Source organism: Streptomyces sp. DSM 116795, assembly GCF_055792905.1.
This window is the reverse complement of the sequence record NZ_CM147707.1, coordinates 2,143,913-2,160,150: the sequence shown is the minus strand read 5'-3', so window position 1 is coordinate 2,160,150 and position 16,238 is coordinate 2,143,913. Positions and strand designations below refer to the sequence as shown.

9 protein-coding genes are annotated in these 16,238 nt (G+C 72.4%); 6 read left to right on the top strand and 3 right to left on the bottom strand.

Annotated elements, in window-relative coordinates; translation table 11 throughout:
• Nucleotides 1-99 precede the first annotated feature (99 nt).
• The 4 genes from ACSMXX_RS09080 to ACSMXX_RS09065 all read left to right on the top strand — a co-directional run bounded on the left by ACSMXX_RS09080 (nt 100) and on the right by ACSMXX_RS09065 (nt 7,501).
• Entirely contained in the window at nt 100-1,623 is a 1,524-nt protein-coding gene (locus ACSMXX_RS09080; RefSeq protein WP_473183521.1) for a 3' terminal RNA ribose 2'-O-methyltransferase Hen1, read from the top strand.
• Nucleotides 1,620-4,229, top strand: a complete 2,610-nt coding sequence (locus ACSMXX_RS09075) for a polynucleotide kinase-phosphatase (RefSeq protein ID WP_473183520.1) — start codon at nt 1,620-1,622, stop codon at nt 4,227-4,229. The genes ACSMXX_RS09080 and ACSMXX_RS09075 overlap by 4 nt, the downstream gene beginning before the upstream one ends.
• Before the next feature lie 1,002 nt (nt 4,230-5,231).
• Nucleotides 5,232-6,455: a LamG domain-containing protein gene (locus tag ACSMXX_RS09070; protein WP_473183519.1), complete on the top strand. Its 1,224-nt coding sequence runs from the start codon at nt 5,232-5,234 to the stop codon at nt 6,453-6,455.
• A gap of 482 nt (nt 6,456-6,937) precedes the next feature.
• Nucleotides 6,938-7,501, top strand: a complete 564-nt coding sequence (locus tag ACSMXX_RS09065; RefSeq protein WP_473183518.1) for a hypothetical protein — start codon at nt 6,938-6,940, stop codon at nt 7,499-7,501.
• Nucleotides 7,502-7,584: 83 nt separating this feature from the next.
• Here the strand turns inward: ACSMXX_RS09065 and ACSMXX_RS09060 are convergent, their stop codons facing one another.
• The gene (locus ACSMXX_RS09060; protein WP_473183517.1) at nt 7,585-10,506 is read right to left on the bottom strand and encodes a helix-turn-helix transcriptional regulator; all 2,922 of its coding nucleotides are present in this window, start codon (nt 10,504-10,506) and stop codon (nt 7,585-7,587) included.
• A gap of 300 nt (nt 10,507-10,806) precedes the next feature.
• On the opposite strand from ACSMXX_RS09060, the gene ACSMXX_RS09055 reads away from it, so the two are divergent.
• Nucleotides 10,807-11,226: a nitroreductase family deazaflavin-dependent oxidoreductase gene (locus tag ACSMXX_RS09055; RefSeq protein ID WP_473183516.1), complete on the top strand. Its 420-nt coding sequence runs from the start codon at nt 10,807-10,809 to the stop codon at nt 11,224-11,226.
• A 39-nt stretch (nt 11,227-11,265) separates the two neighbouring features.
• Here ACSMXX_RS09055 and ACSMXX_RS09050 read toward each other — a convergent pair whose 3' ends face one another.
• Nucleotides 11,266-13,557 (bottom strand): FdhF/YdeP family oxidoreductase, encoded by a 2,292-nt coding sequence (locus tag ACSMXX_RS09050; protein ID WP_473183515.1) that lies wholly within the window; start codon nt 13,555-13,557, stop codon nt 11,266-11,268.
• Between the two features lie 409 nt (nt 13,558-13,966).
• Between ACSMXX_RS09050 and ACSMXX_RS09045 the strand changes: the two genes are divergently transcribed.
• Nucleotides 13,967-14,905, top strand: coding sequence for an SAM-dependent methyltransferase (locus tag ACSMXX_RS09045; protein ID WP_473183514.1), 939 nt, complete (start codon nt 13,967-13,969; stop codon nt 14,903-14,905).
• Between the two features lie 98 nt (nt 14,906-15,003).
• Here the strand turns inward: ACSMXX_RS09045 and ACSMXX_RS09040 are convergent, their stop codons facing one another.
• The gene (locus tag ACSMXX_RS09040; protein WP_473183513.1) at nt 15,004-15,915 is read right to left on the bottom strand and encodes a PE-PPE domain-containing protein; all 912 of its coding nucleotides are present in this window, start codon (nt 15,913-15,915) and stop codon (nt 15,004-15,006) included.
• Between the last annotated feature and the right edge of the window lie 323 nt (nt 15,916-16,238).

Sequence of the window (16,238 nt, the reverse complement as noted above, 5' to 3'; positions counted from 1 at the left end):
CACAGCTTTGACGCATCAAGCCCGTGTCCGGACCCACCGGAGCCCGGGGGCCGGGAAAAGCAGTGGGGAAGCGGGCCCTGAGCGGCGATACTCGGCCAGGTGTTCTTGACGATAAGCACCACGGGAGACGCCCGCAGTCCGGCCACCGACCTGGGGTTCCTCCTGCACAAGCACCCGGAGAAGGCGCAGCGGTTCGCCACGTCGTACGGCGACGCCCACGTCTTCTACCCCGAGGCGTCGCCCGGGCGCTGCACCGCGGCGCTCCTCCTCGACGTGGACCCGGTCGCGCTGGTCCGGCGCGGCAGGGGCAAGGGCCGCGGCGGCGCTCCCGACTCCGCGCTGGCGCAGTACGTCAACGACCGCCCGTACGCGGCGTCCTCGCTGCTCGCGGTCGCCCTGCGGACGGTCTTCGCCACCGCGATGAAGGGCCGCTGCGACGCGAAGCCGGAACTCACCCGGCGCGACCTGCCGCTGCGCGTGGAGGTGCCCGCGCTGCCCGCCCGCGGCGGTCCCGCCCTCGTACGGCGGCTGCTGGAGCCCCTGGGCTGGAGCGTGGAGGCCGACGCGCTCCCGCTGGACGGACACTTCCCGGAATGGGGCGACTCGCACTATGTGCGCCTCGTCCTCACCGGACGGCTGCGGCTCTCGGACGCGCTGCGCCACCTGTACGTGCTGCTGCCGGTCCTGGACGACGCCAAGCACTACTGGGTCGCACCCGACGAGGTCGACAAGCTGCTGGAGGCCGGCGAGGGATGGCTGCCGGGCCACCCCGAGCAGACGCTCATCACCCGCCGCTATCTGACCCGGCGGCGCGCGCTGACCCGCGACGCCATGGAGCGGCTGGAGCTGGCGAGGCTCGCCGAAGCCGACGACAGCGAGGCTGAGGAGCTGGACAACGCCGTCGACGAGGACGCGGACACCGAGGAGAAGCCCGTACCGCTGGCGGTGCGGCGCCGGGACGCGATCCTGCGGGCCCTGACCGGGGAGGGGGCGCGGCGGGTCCTCGATCTGGGCTGCGGGCAGGGGCAGTTGGTGGGTGCGCTGCTGAAGGAGAGCCGCTTCACGGAAGTGGTCGGCGTGGACGTGTCGGTGCGCGCGCTGAACGAGGCCGCGAGGCGGCTGCGCCTGGAGCGGATGCCGGAGCGGCAGGCGTCCCGGGTGAAGCTGATGCAGGGCTCGCTCGCCTACAGCGACGTACGGCTGAAGGGGTACGACGCGGCGGTGCTGTGCGAGGTCGTCGAGCACGTGGACCCATCGAGGCTGCCGGCGCTGGAGCACGCGGTGTTCGGCACGGCCGCGCCCGCAGCGGTGGTCGTGACCACGCCGAACGTCGAATACAACGTCCGCTGGGAGTCGTTGCCCGCCGGACGGGCCCGCCACCCGGACCACCGCTTCGAGTGGGACAGGGAACAGTTCCGCGCCTGGGCGGACGGAGTGGCCGGGCGCTACGGCTACGGCGTCGAGTACCGGCCCGTCGGCGACGACGACCCGGAGGTGGGCCCGCCGACGCAGATGGCCGTGTTCCGGACCGGGCCGGCGGAGGGGCCGGCGGAAGGGCCGGCGGAGGGGGAGACCGCCTCCGCCTCCAGAAGAAGCAACCACGCGCAGGAGGACCGCAGATGACCGCCACCACGGACACCGCGTCGCCCCTGCTCGGCGTGCCCGACCTGTCGCTGGTCGTCCTCGTGGGCGTCACCGGATCGGGCAAGTCCATGTTCGCCCGCAGGAACTTCCTGCCCACACAGGTGCTCTCGTCGGACTTCTGCCGGGGCCTGGTCGCCGACGACGAGAGCGACCAGGGCGCCACCCGCGACGCGTTCGACGTCCTGCACCACATTGCGGGCAAGCGGCTGGCAGCGGGACGGCTGACCGTCGTCGACGCCACGAACGTGCAGCCGGAGGCGCGCGGACAGCTCGTGAAGCTGGCACGCGAACACGACGTGCTGCCCGTCGCGATCGTCCTCGACATGCCGGAGAAGGTGTGCGCCGAGCGCAACGCGCGGCGGCCCGACCGCGCCGGCATGGGTCGTCACGTACTGCCGCGGCAGCGCCGTGAACTGCGCCGTTCCATGGGGAAGTTGCAGCGCGAGGGGTTCCGCAAGGTGCATGTGCTGCGCACTCCCGAGGAGGCCGAGGCCGCCGGGATCGCGATCGAGAAGCGGTACAACGACCTGCGGCACCTGAGCGGGCCGTTCGACATCGTCGGCGACGTACACGGCTGCCGTGCCGAGCTGGAGTCGCTGCTGCGGCGCCTCGGTTACGAGCTCGCCCGGGACGGGCATGGCCGGCCCGTGGACGCGCGCCACCCGGAGGGCCGCACCGCCGTCTTCGTCGGCGACCTCGTCGACCGCGGCCCGGACAGCCCCGGCGTGCTGCGGCTGGTGATGGGCATGGTCGGCGCGGGAAACGCGCTGTGCGTGCCCGGCAACCACGAGAACAAGTTCGGCCGCTTCCTCAAGGGCCGCAACGTGAAGCTCACCCACGGCCTTGCCGAGACGGCCGCGCAGATGGAGGGCGAGAGCGAGGAGTTCAGAGCGCGGGCCGCCGCGTTCGTCGACTCACTCGTCAGCCACTACGTGCTGGACGGCGGCGCGCTCGTCGTCTGCCACGCGGGCCTGATCGAGAAGTACCACGGCCGTACGTCGGGACGGGTGCGGTCCTTCGCGATGTACGGCGACACCACGGGCGAGACCGACGAGTACGGCCTGCCCGTCCGTTACCCGTGGGCCGAGGAGTACCGGGGCCGCGCCGCGGTCGTCTACGGGCACACGCCGGTGCCGTCCGCGTCATGGGTCAACAACACCATCTGCCTGGACACCGGCTGCGTCTTCGGCGGGCAGCTCACCGCGCTGCGCTGGCCGGAGCGTGAGCTGGAGGCCGTCGAGGCCGAGCGGGTCTGGTACGAGCCGGTGCGGCCGCTCACGGCGACGGGGCCGTCCGGGCATCAGGAGCGCCCCCTGGACCTGAACGACGTCGCCGGACGGCGGATCGTCGAGACCGCGCACCACGGCCGGATCTCGGTACGGGAGGAGAACTCTGCCGCGGCACTGGAGGTCATGAGCCGGTTCGCGGTCGACCCGCACCTGCTGCTCTATCTGCCGCCGACGATGGCGCCGTGCGCGACCTCCTCGGAGGACGGCTTCCTGGAGCACCCGGCGGAGGCGTTCGCGGCCTACCGCGCGGAGGGCGTCTCACGGCTGGTGTGCCAGGAGAAGCACATGGGCTCGCGCGCCGTCGTGCTGGTGTGCCGCGACGCGGAGACGGCACGGCGGCGCTTCGGAGCCGCGGACGGCACGAGCGGCGCCGTCCACACCCGGACCGGGCGGCCGTTCTTCGACGATCCCGCGCTCACCGAGGAGTTCCTCGCGAGGCTGCGGGAGGCGGTCGGCGACGGCGGTCTGTGGGACGAACTGGCCACGGACTGGCTGCTGTTCGACGCCGAACTGCTGCCCTGGTCGCTGAAGGCGTCGGGGCTGCTGCGCCGGCAGTACGCGGCCGTAGGCGCCGCGGCGGGCGCGGTGTTCCCGCCGGCGGTCGCGGCGCTCCGGGCCGCCGCGGACCGGGGAGTGGGCGGCGAGGACGTCGCGGCGCTGCTGGAGCGGCAGCGCGAACGTGCCGGGTGCACCTCCGCGTTCACGGACGCCTACCGCCGCTACTGCTGGCCCGTGGACGGTCTCGACGGGGTGCGGCTGGCCCCGTTCCAGATACTCGCCGCCGAGGGCCGCAGCCTGGCCGCGGTCCCGCACGGCGAGCAACTGGCCTGGATCGACCGGCTGGTGGCGGCCGACCGGGACGCGGCAGCGGCGGACGGACGCGAGGAGCTGCTGCGTGCGACCGCGAGGATCACGGTGGAGGCCGGCGACGCTGCGAGCGAGGCCGCAGCGGTGAACTGGTGGCTGGAGGCGACCGCGTCCGGCGGCGAGGGCATGGTCGTGAAGCCGCTCGACGCGTTCGTGCGCGGCGGCAACGGACTGGTGCAGCCAGGGGTGAAGTGCCGCGGGCAGGAGTATCTGCGGATCGTCTACGGCCCCGAGTACACCAGGCCCGGGCAGCTGTCGCGGCTGCGCTCGCGTTCCCTCGGGCACAAGAGGTCGCTCGCGCTGCGCGAGTACGCGCTGGGCCTGGAGGCACTGGACCGGCTGGCGGCCGCGGAGCCGCTGTGGCGGGTCCACGAGGCGGTGTTCGCGGTGCTGGCGCTGGAGTCGGAGCCGGTCGACCCGCGACTGTGAGTGCGCCCGAAGAGGGCCGGAGCGCCGCGCGGACCCCGGCAGTCACCGTGCGGCTGGGCAGCCGGGCCGGGTTCCGGCTGCCCGGCCGCTCCGGCCGCCGGGGTCCGACTGGGCACTGCTCCTCACGCCGCGCCTCAAACCCCGGCCCGCCGGGACCCGCCGGTAACCACCCGTTCCGGCCATGCCGCATCCCTCAACCCTGCCCCGCCGGGTGATTGGACGGCGACATGGAGAGCAGTCCCCGGCTAGGTACATATTGCCTATGGCCTTTTCAGCGTCCTTCCGATGAGCTGGTGAGCGACCATTGCCACCGATGCGGTTCAGGGCGTCGGCCCGCACGTGAGACATCCGACTCGTACGGGAGGCGCAGGGACGGCCGGGGAGATTGAACGAACGGATGGAATGCGCGCGCCTGTCAGATGCGGAACTGCTCCGGCTCGTACGAGCGGGCGGGGAGCCGTCGACCGCTGCGCTCCGTGAGCTGGAGCGACGCCACTTCCAGGCGGTGAGAGTCTTCGCGTCGGCCTGCGTCGTCAGCTCCTCGGCGGCGGACGCACTGGCCGGCCAGGCGTGGAAGCAGGCGCTGCGGCCGCAGGACGGCGAGGCTTCGGGCGCCGTGCGTCCTCACGCGCTGTCCGTCGTGCTGCGTACGGCCGCCGTATGGTCCCGGGGCGAGCAGGAGAGCGTTCTCAGCCCGGACTTGATCTCCTGGGCCCGGACGCACGCTCCGGCGCCGGACCCTGCCGGCGAGGGCGACGCGCAGCCGGAATTCCACCCCGTCTCGGTGGCCTCGCGGGCCTTCGCAGGCCTGGCCGACCACAGCCAGACGGTGCTGTGGCACAAGACCGTCGAGCACGACGAGACGGAGCGCATCGAGGAGATCCTCGGCCCCGGCGGCGAAGCGGTGCACCTGCGGGAGCGGCGTGCACGGAACGAGCTGTACAACGTCTACGTACAGTTCCATCAGGCCGGTCTGGCCGACGAGTGCCGGCCCTTCACCGGATGGTCCTGGCCTACGCCGAGGAGAAGGCCATCGACATGGCGGCGGATCTCGCGCCGCACCTCGAAGGCTGTGCCGCCTGTTCACGGGCGGTCGCCGACCTCGGGCGGATGCGCGTCGACTGCGGGGCGTTCCTCGCGGAGGCGGTCCTGCCGTGGGGAGGCGCGGAGTACGTCGCGATCAGGGCGGAGGAGGACGCCCCCGTCGGCACGGCCCTCGAACTCCTCCCGGCCGGCGTGCACTTGAGGCACACCCCGGGCAGGATGCACCGCCGCCTCTTCGGACGCTGGGGCCCCGTCCGTCCCGTGTTCAGCGGCGGGCGGCGGGCCACCCGGGTGATGCAGAGCCTCGTCCTCATCGGACTCACCTCCCTCGCGGCGGCGTTCGCCTTCTCCGGCAGCCTCCGGCCCGGTTCGCCGCAGAGCAACGAGGCCAGGCCGTCCGAGAGCGCGCAGCCCGCGCCTCCCGGGAAGCCCGGCCCTCCCCGTGCGACCGCGACGGCCACCTCGACCGTGACGGAGACTCCCAGCTCCAAGCCGCCCCCCGGCGGCAGCAAGGCCCCGCCCCCCGCCTCCAAGGCTCCCGTTCGCGGCGCGGTCCTGGAGTGGGTCTTCGAGGGGGTCAAGGGCGGGGTGGTGTCCGACACTTCGAAGAACGGCCGCAGCGGGAGCTTCGTGGGCTCGCCGCCCCCGAAGGCCGCCGAGGGAGGTGTGCGGTTCGCCGGGCAGCAGTCCGTCGTCTCGGACGGCCCCGTGATCGACACCGAAAGCGACTTCACCGTCTCGGCGCGGGTCAGGCTCGACAGCGTCGGCGACGACCAGGCCGTGGTCACCCAGGACGCGGACCAGTCCAGCGGCTTCCTGCTCCAGTACGACTCGGAGGAGGACCGCTGGGAGATGCGCATCCCCGACGAGGACGAAGAGGACGCCGAGGAGGCCGAAGCCGACGAGGCGGCCTCCGAGTTCGGCCCCGAGACAGGCGTGTGGACGCACCTGACGGGCGTCTACGACGAAGACGACGGCGAGATCCGTCTATATGTCGACGGCCGGCTGGAGGACACGGCGGATCATGAGAGCGACTTCGCCTCCGACGGCGACTTCGCCGTCGGCCGCGGCTTGTCGGGCGGCGAGGGCTTCCGCGGAGTGGAGGGCACCGTCGACGACGTGAGGGTCTTCGACAGTGCCGTCAGCGGGAGCGAGGCCGCGGCTCTCGCCAGGCGGTCCTGATGTGCTGACCGGCCGCCGCGGTGCGTTCTGCCGTGGTGCGCTCTGCCGCGGTGCGTCAGCCGAGCGCCCGCGCCTGCGGCGTCTCCGTGCCCGGTACGCCCTGACCGGTTGATCCGCCGGCTCGCCGGCACCTGACCGGACCCCCGGCCGAGGGCCCGAGGGCCCGACCCTCCACGGTCCGATGCCTCAAGTGCCCAGTGACAGGCGGTACTTCGGCCGTTCGCCCCCGGGTCGAGCCCGCCCGTACGAGGCTGACTCGGGGCTCTTTCGTCTCCGGGGCGGGCACCGTCGCTCCCGGCGGATTTCTTGCGTATCCGTATATCGCCCGACCCGTATAGGCGCGTCACGGATCCGTGAGTAGCTTCCCTGGCGATCGGTATGCGGGCCCCCGGTTCGGGCCCGAGGATTCGCGGCGGTGCCCCCCACGGACTCAGGGCCTGGCCGGCGCGGGTGAACGCCGCCCCCCACAGAGGAGATTGCCAATGCGCACGCTGCTTCGAAGACTGACCGGCGCCGCCGCTCTCGTCTTCGCTCTCGTCTTCGCCTTCCCCGTCTCGGCGACCGCCGCCGAGATCGGCGACGCCGCACGTTCCGGCGCCGCACCTTCCGCCGCCGCGCAGCCGGCCGGCCAAGCGGCGCTCTCGGAAGGCTTCCCCACCGGTGACGCGCCGGGCTCCTCCGCACTTCCCGACGCCCCCCGCGACGACCGTTCCGGCTTCACCGCCTGGACGTACCACATCACTTCCTCCTGCAGCGGTCTCGAAGCCCCGATACGCCAGGGCGCCAACTTCTGGGGCGACGCCCAGGAGACGTCCTCCAGCGGCACCCCGGTGGAGTGCACCGGCGGCTACGTGCAGGGCTGCGGTGGCGGGAACGTCGTCGGGTGCAACTGGGGCCAGGGAGACCGGATCATGCTCTCCACCCTCGTCAGCGACTTCGCCCTGCTCTCCGCGCACGAGTTCGGGCACAACTGGTACGGGCACTCCCCTGCGGGATGCGCGAACTGGGCGAGCGCGTACGAGGTGATGCGGCCGACCATGTGCTGACGGCCAGTTCCAGCAGGCGGCCTCCGGCGCGGTTGCGCCGGGGGCCGCAGGCGTGTCCGTACGCCCGCAGTGCGGTGCCTGCCCTATCCAGGGACGCGTCCCGCCGGTTCGGTGTGCTCCGCGAGGGCTTGCCGTGAGCTGATGCCGAGCTTGCGCATCGCCCGTGCGACGTGCTGTTCCACCGTCCGCGGAGACAGATGCAGTGTGGCCGCTATCTCCCTGTTCGTCAGGCCGGTCGCGGCCAGTTCCGCCACCTCGCCCTCACGCGGGGACATCCGCTGAGCGTACGAAGGACGCCCCCGGGCCCGTCGCCGTGCCGTCGTGGGGCTGTGCGCACGCAGCGTCGCCCGTACCCGGGCCGCGTCCCATACCGCGCCGAGCGCGGTCAGCTGCTCCACCGTCTCCCCGAGCCGCCGCGCGGCCGCCTCCGCATCGCTGCCGAGCAGGAACGCGCAGCGCCCGGCACGCTCGGCCATCAGCGCGGACGCGTACGGGTGCGGCAGCCGCGCGTAGGCCGCCGCGGCCTCCTCGAAGCGTCCGAAGGCCGCCTCCACTTCGCCGTCCTCCTCGGCCAGCACGGCCCGGCACCAAAGCAGCGCGGCCGCCGCCGCAGGAGCGTCCCGTCCCGCCAGACCGTCGGCGAACTCACCCACCGTCTCCCGCGCCGCGGACGGTCTGCCGGCGCGGATGTGCGCCTCGGCCACCCAGGGCGCGAGGGGAGCGCCCCAGACCCAGACGCCCTTCCTGCGCAGCCGCTCCCAGGCCCAAGTGGCCGCCCCCTCCGCCGAGTCGACGTCCTGGCGGGCCAGCCGGAGCCGGATGTACGCCCCTGCCGCCGTGGTCGCGACGGGAGCTTCGCAGGCCTCCCACGCCTCGCACGCCCACCCCTCGGACGGACGGGACGGACGGACCGGGCCGGGTGGGCCGGACGGGACGGGCGGACCGGGCGGCCCGGAGACGCCGGACAGCCTGGACGGCTGCGGCCCGCCGTACGGCAGCCAGTCCTCCGCCGCCGCCCACTCGCCCTTCGCCAGCGCCAGCAGAGCCAGCACCACCCGGGCGTCGTTCGCGACGCCGTCCTCGGCGACGAGCCCCGTGCACCGTTCAGCGAGACCGTCCCAGCGGCCTGTCAGCCAGTCGCGCAGGAGCGCCGTGCCGCGCCCCAACCGCTCAAGGAACGGCGCCCCGCTGCGTACGGCCAACTCGACGCCCTCCACGAGGAGTTCACCCGCACGACGGTGATGGCCCAGATACACCGCGCCGTTGGCCGTGTTGCAGAGCCCCCGCGCCACCTGCTGCCTTTCGGCCCGCCCGTGGCTGTCGCGCGGCAGCTTCTCCACCAGTCTCCAGGCCTCCGGGTCACCGGAGTTCATCAGCACCGTCGCCCGGGATGCCGCGACCGCCGTGCGCGTCGTGCAGTCCCCGGAGGCGGCTGCCGCCTCCTCGGCGCGCCGCAGCCAGGCGAGATTGTCATGCAGACCGGGGCCCGGGAAGAACGGGTTGGCCAGGGCCGCCGTGGCCCGCGCGGCCAGCGCGGGCCGGTCCGTCAACTCCTCGGCGGCACGCCGCAGTTCGGCACGTCCCTCGTCGAAGCGGCGCTTCTGGCTGTGCAGCAGCAGACCGAGTTCGAGCCGTATCTCACCGCGAGCCGCGGCGGGCAGCGCCGGGTCGTCGACGATCCGGCGCAGCGCCCGCGCCGTCCTCTCCGAGCGCGGGCCGAACATGGCCCCGCGAGCCAGGGTCAGCGCCAGCCGGGCCCGCTTGTCCGGCGGCAGCCCGACTGCGCCCAGCACCTGCTCCAGTAACGCGAACCGGGCCTCGTCCCCGGCTCCCGCACCGGCACCGCCCTCTCCGCCGCCCGTGCCGGCGCCCCCGTCCGTGGCCCCGCCCATGGCTGCATCCGGGTCCACGCCCTCGCCGGCCCCGCCCGCGGCCGCGTGCTCGGCGGCGCGCAGCCAGTCCTCCATGCGGCCGCTGCCCTGCCAGTGCCGGGCGACCTGTGTCCACGGCACAGGTGCGCGGTCCGCGAGCATCGCCGCGGCGCGTTCGTGCAGCCGCTCCCGTACGGGCCCCGGCAGCTCCTGATACACGGCCGAGGCCTCCAGCGGCACCGCGAACCCGTACCGGCCCTGCTCCGTCTCCCGCAGCACCGAGCCGTTCAGCGCCGCCACCAGCGCCTCGTGGCCGCCGTCCCCGGGCAGACCCGCCACGGTGGCCAGGTCCCGGGCGCCGGCCGGCTCGCCGAGCACCGCGGCCGCCCAGACCAGCGGACGGTGCGGCTCCGGCAGGGCGCCCGCCCGGTCGAGCACCAGCTCGGCCAGGCGGACCGGCACACCCGCCTCGTCCACGTCCACGGCCGTGAAGTGCCGGCGTTCCCGGCCGCCGCACGAGTCGCGCAGCGCGCACAGCAGATCGACGACCACCTGCGGTATGCCCGCGGACCGGCGGTGCAGCCCCGAGACGAACTCCTGGGTGCAGCGCTGTGCCCCGAGCAACTCACCGGCGAGAGCGCGTACTTGCTGCTCGTCCAGGGCAGACGGCGTGTGGCGGGTGACGGACAGCCGCGACGGGTAGTCCACGGCGCGGCCCAACGGCAGCCCGGGACGCGCCAGTTGGCCGGGCCGGTAGGTCAGCACCGCCATGAAGCGTGCGGGCGGCTCACGCAGCAGGTCCCGCAGCAGCCGGAGGTTCTCCTCGTCCGCGTGGTGCACGTCCTCGACGACGAGCAGCGCGGGGCGCAGGGAGGCGAGTGCCGATTCCACGGACGGATGCGGTACGGAGCCGGCCGCGCCCGGATCGGCGATGTCGGGCCCTCCGGACGTACGGAAGGTGACGGCCAGCCGCGGCACGGACCTCGCCTGCGGCGACTCCAGCAGCCGCCGCACGAGTTCACTCTTGCCCATGCCCGCGGCGCCACCGACCAGCAGCAGCGCCGGCCGCGCGGGGCCCTCCGCGTCGCCGGCCAGCGCGCACGTCAACTGCCGCTCCCACGTCTGCTCGCACACGAGAGGCCGCTCCTCGCCCGGTCGTCACGAACTCCTCGCCCTACCGAGCCGCCTGCGAGCGGACGCACATGCCACCGATGGCCGGTGCCCGCTATGTATCACGTATTCGTACTTATGCACCAGAGCCGGGACTTGACGGCCCCGCACGGTCAACTCCGCGCCGTGATGCGGTAGTACAGCGTCAGGAGGCGCTCAGGAGCGTCGACAGGGCGTCATCAGTACTTGAGGCAGTACGTCAGCAGTACGTCGGTACAGGGCCGGAACGGCGTCACGGCCGGCCGGCGCAAGGGGAGATCAGCGATGTCGCGTCACCACGAGCTCAAGTTCCGTACGGTCACGGCGTTCCAGCGGAGGATCGGCAACCCGGTCACCACCCGCCTGCCGGGCCAGGTCATCCTGGAGACCACCGGACGCAAATCCGGACTGCCCCGCCGCACACCGGTCGGCGGGCGCCGCACCGGCGAGACGTTCTGGCTCGTCTCGGAGTACGGCGAGAAGGCCCAGTACATCCGCAACATCCGGGCCGATCCCCGGGTCCGCGTCCGTATCCGCGGACGCTGGCACACGGGTACCGCCCACCTCGTACCGGACGACGACCCGCGTGCGCGCCTGAAGACCCTGCCCCGGCTCAACAGCGCGGCGGTGCGGGCCGTCGGCACGAATCTGCTGACGGTACGGGTCGACCTCGACGGCCCCGCCTCGGGCGTCACGGAACCCTGACCTCCCGCGGCGTACGGGGCGGACGGCGGGCGGACGGCCTCAGCCTGGCAGCCCTGCCGGCTCCAGCCGGCAGACGATGCCCTTGGACGTCGGCGTGTTGCTGATGTCGGCGACGCTGTCGAGCGGCACCAGGACGTTGGTCTCCGGGTAGTACGAGGCTGCGGAGCCGCGGGCCGTGGGATACGCGACCACGCGGAAGCCCTTTGCCCGACGCTCCAGCCCGTCGTGCCACACGCTCACCAGGTCGACCTCGGCGCGGTCGGCGAGCTCCAGCTCCTCCAGGTCCGCGGGGTTGACCAGCACCACGCGGCGGGCGTTGTGGATGCCGCGGTAGCGGTCGTTCATCGCGTACGGGACGGTGTTCCACTGGTCGTGGGAGCGGAGCGTCTGCAGCAGCAGATGACCCTCCGGCGCCTGGAGCATCGTGAACTCGTTCCGGGTGAAGAGGGCCTTGCCGCCAGGGGTGTTGAACCTCCGCTCGTTCACCGGATTGGGCAGCCGGAAGCCTCCGGGTACCCCCACCCGCGCCTCGAAGTCCTCGAACCCCGGCACGACTCGGGAGATGCGGTCCCGGACCGTGCGGTAGTCCGCCTCGAACTCCTCCCAGGGGATTGCGGGGCTCTCGCCGAGAACCGCACGCGCCAGCCTGGCGATGATCGCCACCTCGCTCAGCAGCATCGGCGAGGCCGGGGCCAACCGCCCGCGCGAGACGTGCACTTCGCTCATCGAGTCCTCGACGGTGACGAACTGCTCCCCGCCGGCCTGTAGGTCCCTGTCGCTGCGCCCGAGCGTCGGCAGGATCAGCGCCGTGTCCCCGCACACCGTGTGCGAGCGGTTGAGCTTCGTCGAGATGTGCGCGGTCAGCCGGCAGCCGCGCAGGGCCTCTTCGGTGGCCTGGCTGTCCGGGCTTGCCCGTACGAAGTTGCCCGCCACTCCGAGGAAGAGCCGGGCCTTCCCGTCCCGCATGGCTCTGATGGCGTTCACCGAATCCAGCCCGTGCTCCGCGGGCGGCGTGAAGCCGAACTCCCGCTCCAGGGCGTCCAGGAAGGACTGCGGCACCCGCTCCCAGATCCCCATGGTGCGGTCGCCCTGCACGTTGCTGTGGCCGCGTACGGGGCAGACTCCGGCTCCCGGCCTGCCGATGTTCCCGCGCAGCATCAGGAAGTTGACGATCTCGCGGATGGTGGGCACGCCGTGCTTGTGCTGCGTCAGGCCCATCGCCCAGCACACGATGATCTTCTCCGAGCGCAGGACACGTGTGTGCAGGGCCTCGATCTCCTCGCGGGAGAGGCCGGTGGCGGTCAGCACGTCGTCCCAGCAGACCTCGCGGGCGTGTGCCGCGTACTCGCCGAAGCCGGTGCTGTGGCTCTCGATGAAGCCGTGGTCGAGCACCTCGCCCGGCGCCTCGTCCTCCGCCTCCAGCAGCAGCCGGTTCAGGGCCTGGAAGAGCGCGAGGTCGCCGCCGGGGCGGATCTGCAGGAACTGATCGGCGATCTCGGTGCCCCGCCCGAGCACGCCGCGCACCTTCTGCGGGTGCTTGAACCGCATCAGCCCGGCCTCGGGCAGCGGGTTCACGGCGACGACCTGACCGCCGTTGCGCTTGGTCTCCTCCAGCGCGGAGAGCATCCGCGGATGGTTGGTGCCAGGATTCTGCCCGACGACGAGGACGAGGTCCGCGTCGTGGACGTCCTGCAGGCTCACGCTGCCCTTGCCGGTGCCGAGGGTCTCCTGGAGGGCCGAACCGCTCGACTCGTGGCACATGTTGGAGCAGTCGGGCAGGTTGTTCGTGCCGTACGCGCGGGCGAAGAGCTGCAGCAGGAACGCGGCCTCGTTGCTGACCCGGCCCGAGGTGTAGAAGAGGGCCTCGTCGGGGGAGGCGAGGCCGCGCAGCTCGCCGGCGAGCAGACCGATCGCCTCGTCCCAGCCGACCGGCTCGTAGTGGTCCGAGCCCGGCCGCTTGACCACGGGTTCCGTCAGGCGGCCCTGCTGGTTGAGCCAGTAGTCCGACTTCTGGTCCAGCTCGGATACGGAGTGCTCGCGGAAGAACTCCGCGGTGACGCGGCGCGAAGTGGCCTCGTCGTTGATGTGCTTGGCACCGTTCTCGCAGTACTCGTTGCGGTGCCGCTGCCCCGGCGCGGGCTCCGGCCAGGCGCAGCCCGGGCAGTCGATGCCCTTGGTCTGGTTGACGTTCAGAAGCGTGAGCGCCGTGCGCCGTACGGAGGTCTGGCTCAGGGAGTACTGGAGGGCGTGGGTCACGCCGGGCACGCCCGTCGCCCAGGTCTTGGGCGGGGTGACGGACAGCTCGTCGTCCGGGTCCTCGTTGCTGCGCATGGTCTCTTCGGTCCCTTTCTGCCGCGTACGCGAACTCGGCGGCGCCGGTGCTCGGTTGAGGTCCGGTGCGTCCGGTCCTCCCGGCCCGTACGGCCCGGTGTTCAAGAGGCGCAGGGGAGCCCGGCCGGTTATAGCAGCTCTTGTCTGCGTATGAGCGCGTCCGCGACATCGCCAGCCTTGTGCGGGCTTCCCGGTTGTGTCAAAGAGTCGCCTCCGATCACCCGATAGCCCATGTCTATACGCGGCATGGACGCCGCAGCTCACCGCCCCCGAGGAAGGGCTAGTTGCTTGGGGCTACCATCTAATAGTGTGCGGCCCGGCGGCCTCCCGTGAGGGCCCGGGCCCGCAGCCCGCCACGCGTTCGCGGGGTCGCATCTGACCAGCACGACTGCGAACACGGAGGTGTCCGTTGAGCACGGACCAGCAGTGGGACATCGTCACCGGCGTCGGGGTGACCGCCCTGGCGGTGGCCGCCGGCAGAGCAGCCGAGACCGCACGCTCGGACGCGCTGATAAGCGACCCGTACGCCTCCCGGCTCGTCGCCGCGGCGCAGTCGCCGGTGCCCTTCCCCTTCTCCGACGGCTCCGACGGCTCCGACGGCTCCGACGGCTCCGGCGGCTCCGGCGGCTCCCGTGGGTCCGCCGGCTCCGCGGCCGAGGGCCGGGACGACGAGCTGTGGAACGGCGCCTCCGACTACGTGGGGCTGCGCTCACGGGTCTTCGACGACTACTTCCGGGACGCGTCCGGGGACGGCATCAGGCAGGCCGTGATACTCGCGTCCGGGCTCGACACCCGTCCGTACCGGCTCTCCTGGCCCGCCGGCACCGTCTGCTTCGAGCTCGACCAGCCGGCGGTACTCGACTTCAAGTCGGCCACGCTCGCCGAGGAGGGCGCCACCCCGGGCTGCGATCACCGGCCGGTACCGGCCGATCTGCGCCACGACTGGGGAGCCGCTCTGGAGGCCGCCGGATTCGACGCCTCCCGGCCGGCCGCGTGGCTGGCCGAGGGGCTTCTTCCGTATCTTCCGCCCGAGGCCGAGACAAGGCTGTTCGAGGAGGTCAGCCGTCTCTCGGCGGCCGGCAGCCGCTTCGCCGTCGAACGGATCGAGAAGGTGGGGCACCTGCTCGACGACCCCGTCATGCGCGAGCGCTCCGACGCGCTCGGCATGGACCTCCCTTCGCTCTTCCCGGCGGGGGAGCGTGCCCCGGTGGAAGGCCAACTGACCGGCCTGAGCTGGAAGTTGGAGCACCGCACCATCCCGGAGTCCGCCGCCGCGCTCGGCCGTCCCCAGCCGGGGCTGACGATGCTCACCGATCACGTCACGCACACCTTCGGCCGGCTCGGCTGACAGCTGCCACGGGCGCCCTCGTGCCGGGCCCGGAGGAGAGCCGGGCCCGGCACGAGGGGGAACGCGAGGGGACGTGAAAGCGGGCCGCGGCCCGGTGGTCACTTCCCGGGGACGGAGAGCCAGGGGAACTCGTCGAGCCGGTCTCGCAGTCCGGCCGGAAGGTGCTTCGCGGCGCCCTCACGGAACCCGCCGGTCACGCGCTGCGCCTCTTGCAGGTTCCCGTTGTACGTCTCGTACGGCGTCTTCGCCGGGACGGGGAGCGGCGGGCCGTGCGGCACGCGTGGCGGCTGGTCGTGGACGGTGTCGCCGTTGCCCCGGTGGGCCGAGGGGTCGATGTCGTAGGCGTGGTCGCCGAGGAAGTAGCCGGCGACGCCGTTGGCGAAACCGAGCAGGTTCGTGACCGGGTTCTCCGAGAAGCAGATGCCGTCGTTCTTGTTGCAGATCTCGTGGACAGCGATGTCACCGAAGCCGCGCGGGCCCTTCATCGTGATGCCGGGGACGATCGTGGGCAGGTTCGTCTCGATGCCGCCGGGGCCGCCGTTCACTCCGGGGCGCCTCGGATCGCCGTAGAGCACCCCGTCGATCTGCTGGTGCGGGATCGTCTGCTCCTGCGACAGCTTGTTCAGCTCGTCACCCGCGACGATCGCTCCCTCGGAGTACCCGGAGATGGTGATGTGGGAGCCGGGGCACTGCGCGTGGTAGTCGCGAACAGCCTTGTCGAGCTTGGCGATTCCCTCGGACACCGAATCGTCCATGGAAAGCGTGTCACCCGGGAAAGGGGCGATCTCGGCCGAGTAGGGCACCTTCTGGAAGTCCGTGCCGGCCGGGAGACCGGCGTTGCTCTTGTCGTAGACCGTGGCATTGCCGTCGCGATGGCCGCCGACCTCGAAAATCCGGGTCCCTGCGCAGTCCGCCGCCTCCTCCGCGCCGACGGCGGTCGCCACCCCCGTTGCGGTCAGCGTCAGCGCCGAGGTGGCCGCCAGCGCCGCCCACAGAGTTCTTCTCCGCATTTCGCCTCCTTGTCTTCGCCCGGTGAATCTCCTTGCCGAAGCGGCGTCATAAGTGACGCCGCCTCAAATTCGCAGCGAGCGTAGCAACGATTCAAAGCCCCAAGTGCCGGTCGTCCCAATGAAATTAAAATCCTCGGCGCTGGAAATTCCGGTGCATCGGTGCGACCAATGAAGAATTGCGGTCACGCCTGCTCGTCGCGCGATTCTGAGCCGGTCCGCAATACGCCTTCGAATGGGGCACGTTCGGCTCTCCGGCGCGGGTGGGCCCCACGGGGGATGCCGCCGCGAGGTACGTCTCCGGTCTGAAAACCGGGCGGCGCGGG

Coding starts and splice junctions, on each gene's coding strand:
- ACSMXX_RS09050 (WP_473183515.1), bottom strand. CDS start 13,557: ATGCGCAGCAACGAGGACCCGGACGACGAGCTGTCCGTCACCCCGCCC.
- ACSMXX_RS09055 (WP_473183516.1), top strand. CDS start 10,807: ATGTCGCGTCACCACGAGCTCAAGTTCCGTACGGTCACGGCGTTCCAG.
- ACSMXX_RS09070 (WP_473183519.1), top strand. CDS start 5,232: ATGGTCCTGGCCTACGCCGAGGAGAAGGCCATCGACATGGCGGCGGAT.
- ACSMXX_RS09075 (WP_473183520.1), top strand. CDS start 1,620: ATGACCGCCACCACGGACACCGCGTCGCCCCTGCTCGGCGTGCCCGAC.
- ACSMXX_RS09065 (WP_473183518.1), top strand. CDS start 6,938: ATGCGCACGCTGCTTCGAAGACTGACCGGCGCCGCCGCTCTCGTCTTC.
- ACSMXX_RS09040 (WP_473183513.1), bottom strand. CDS start 15,915: ATGCGGAGAAGAACTCTGTGGGCGGCGCTGGCGGCCACCTCGGCGCTG.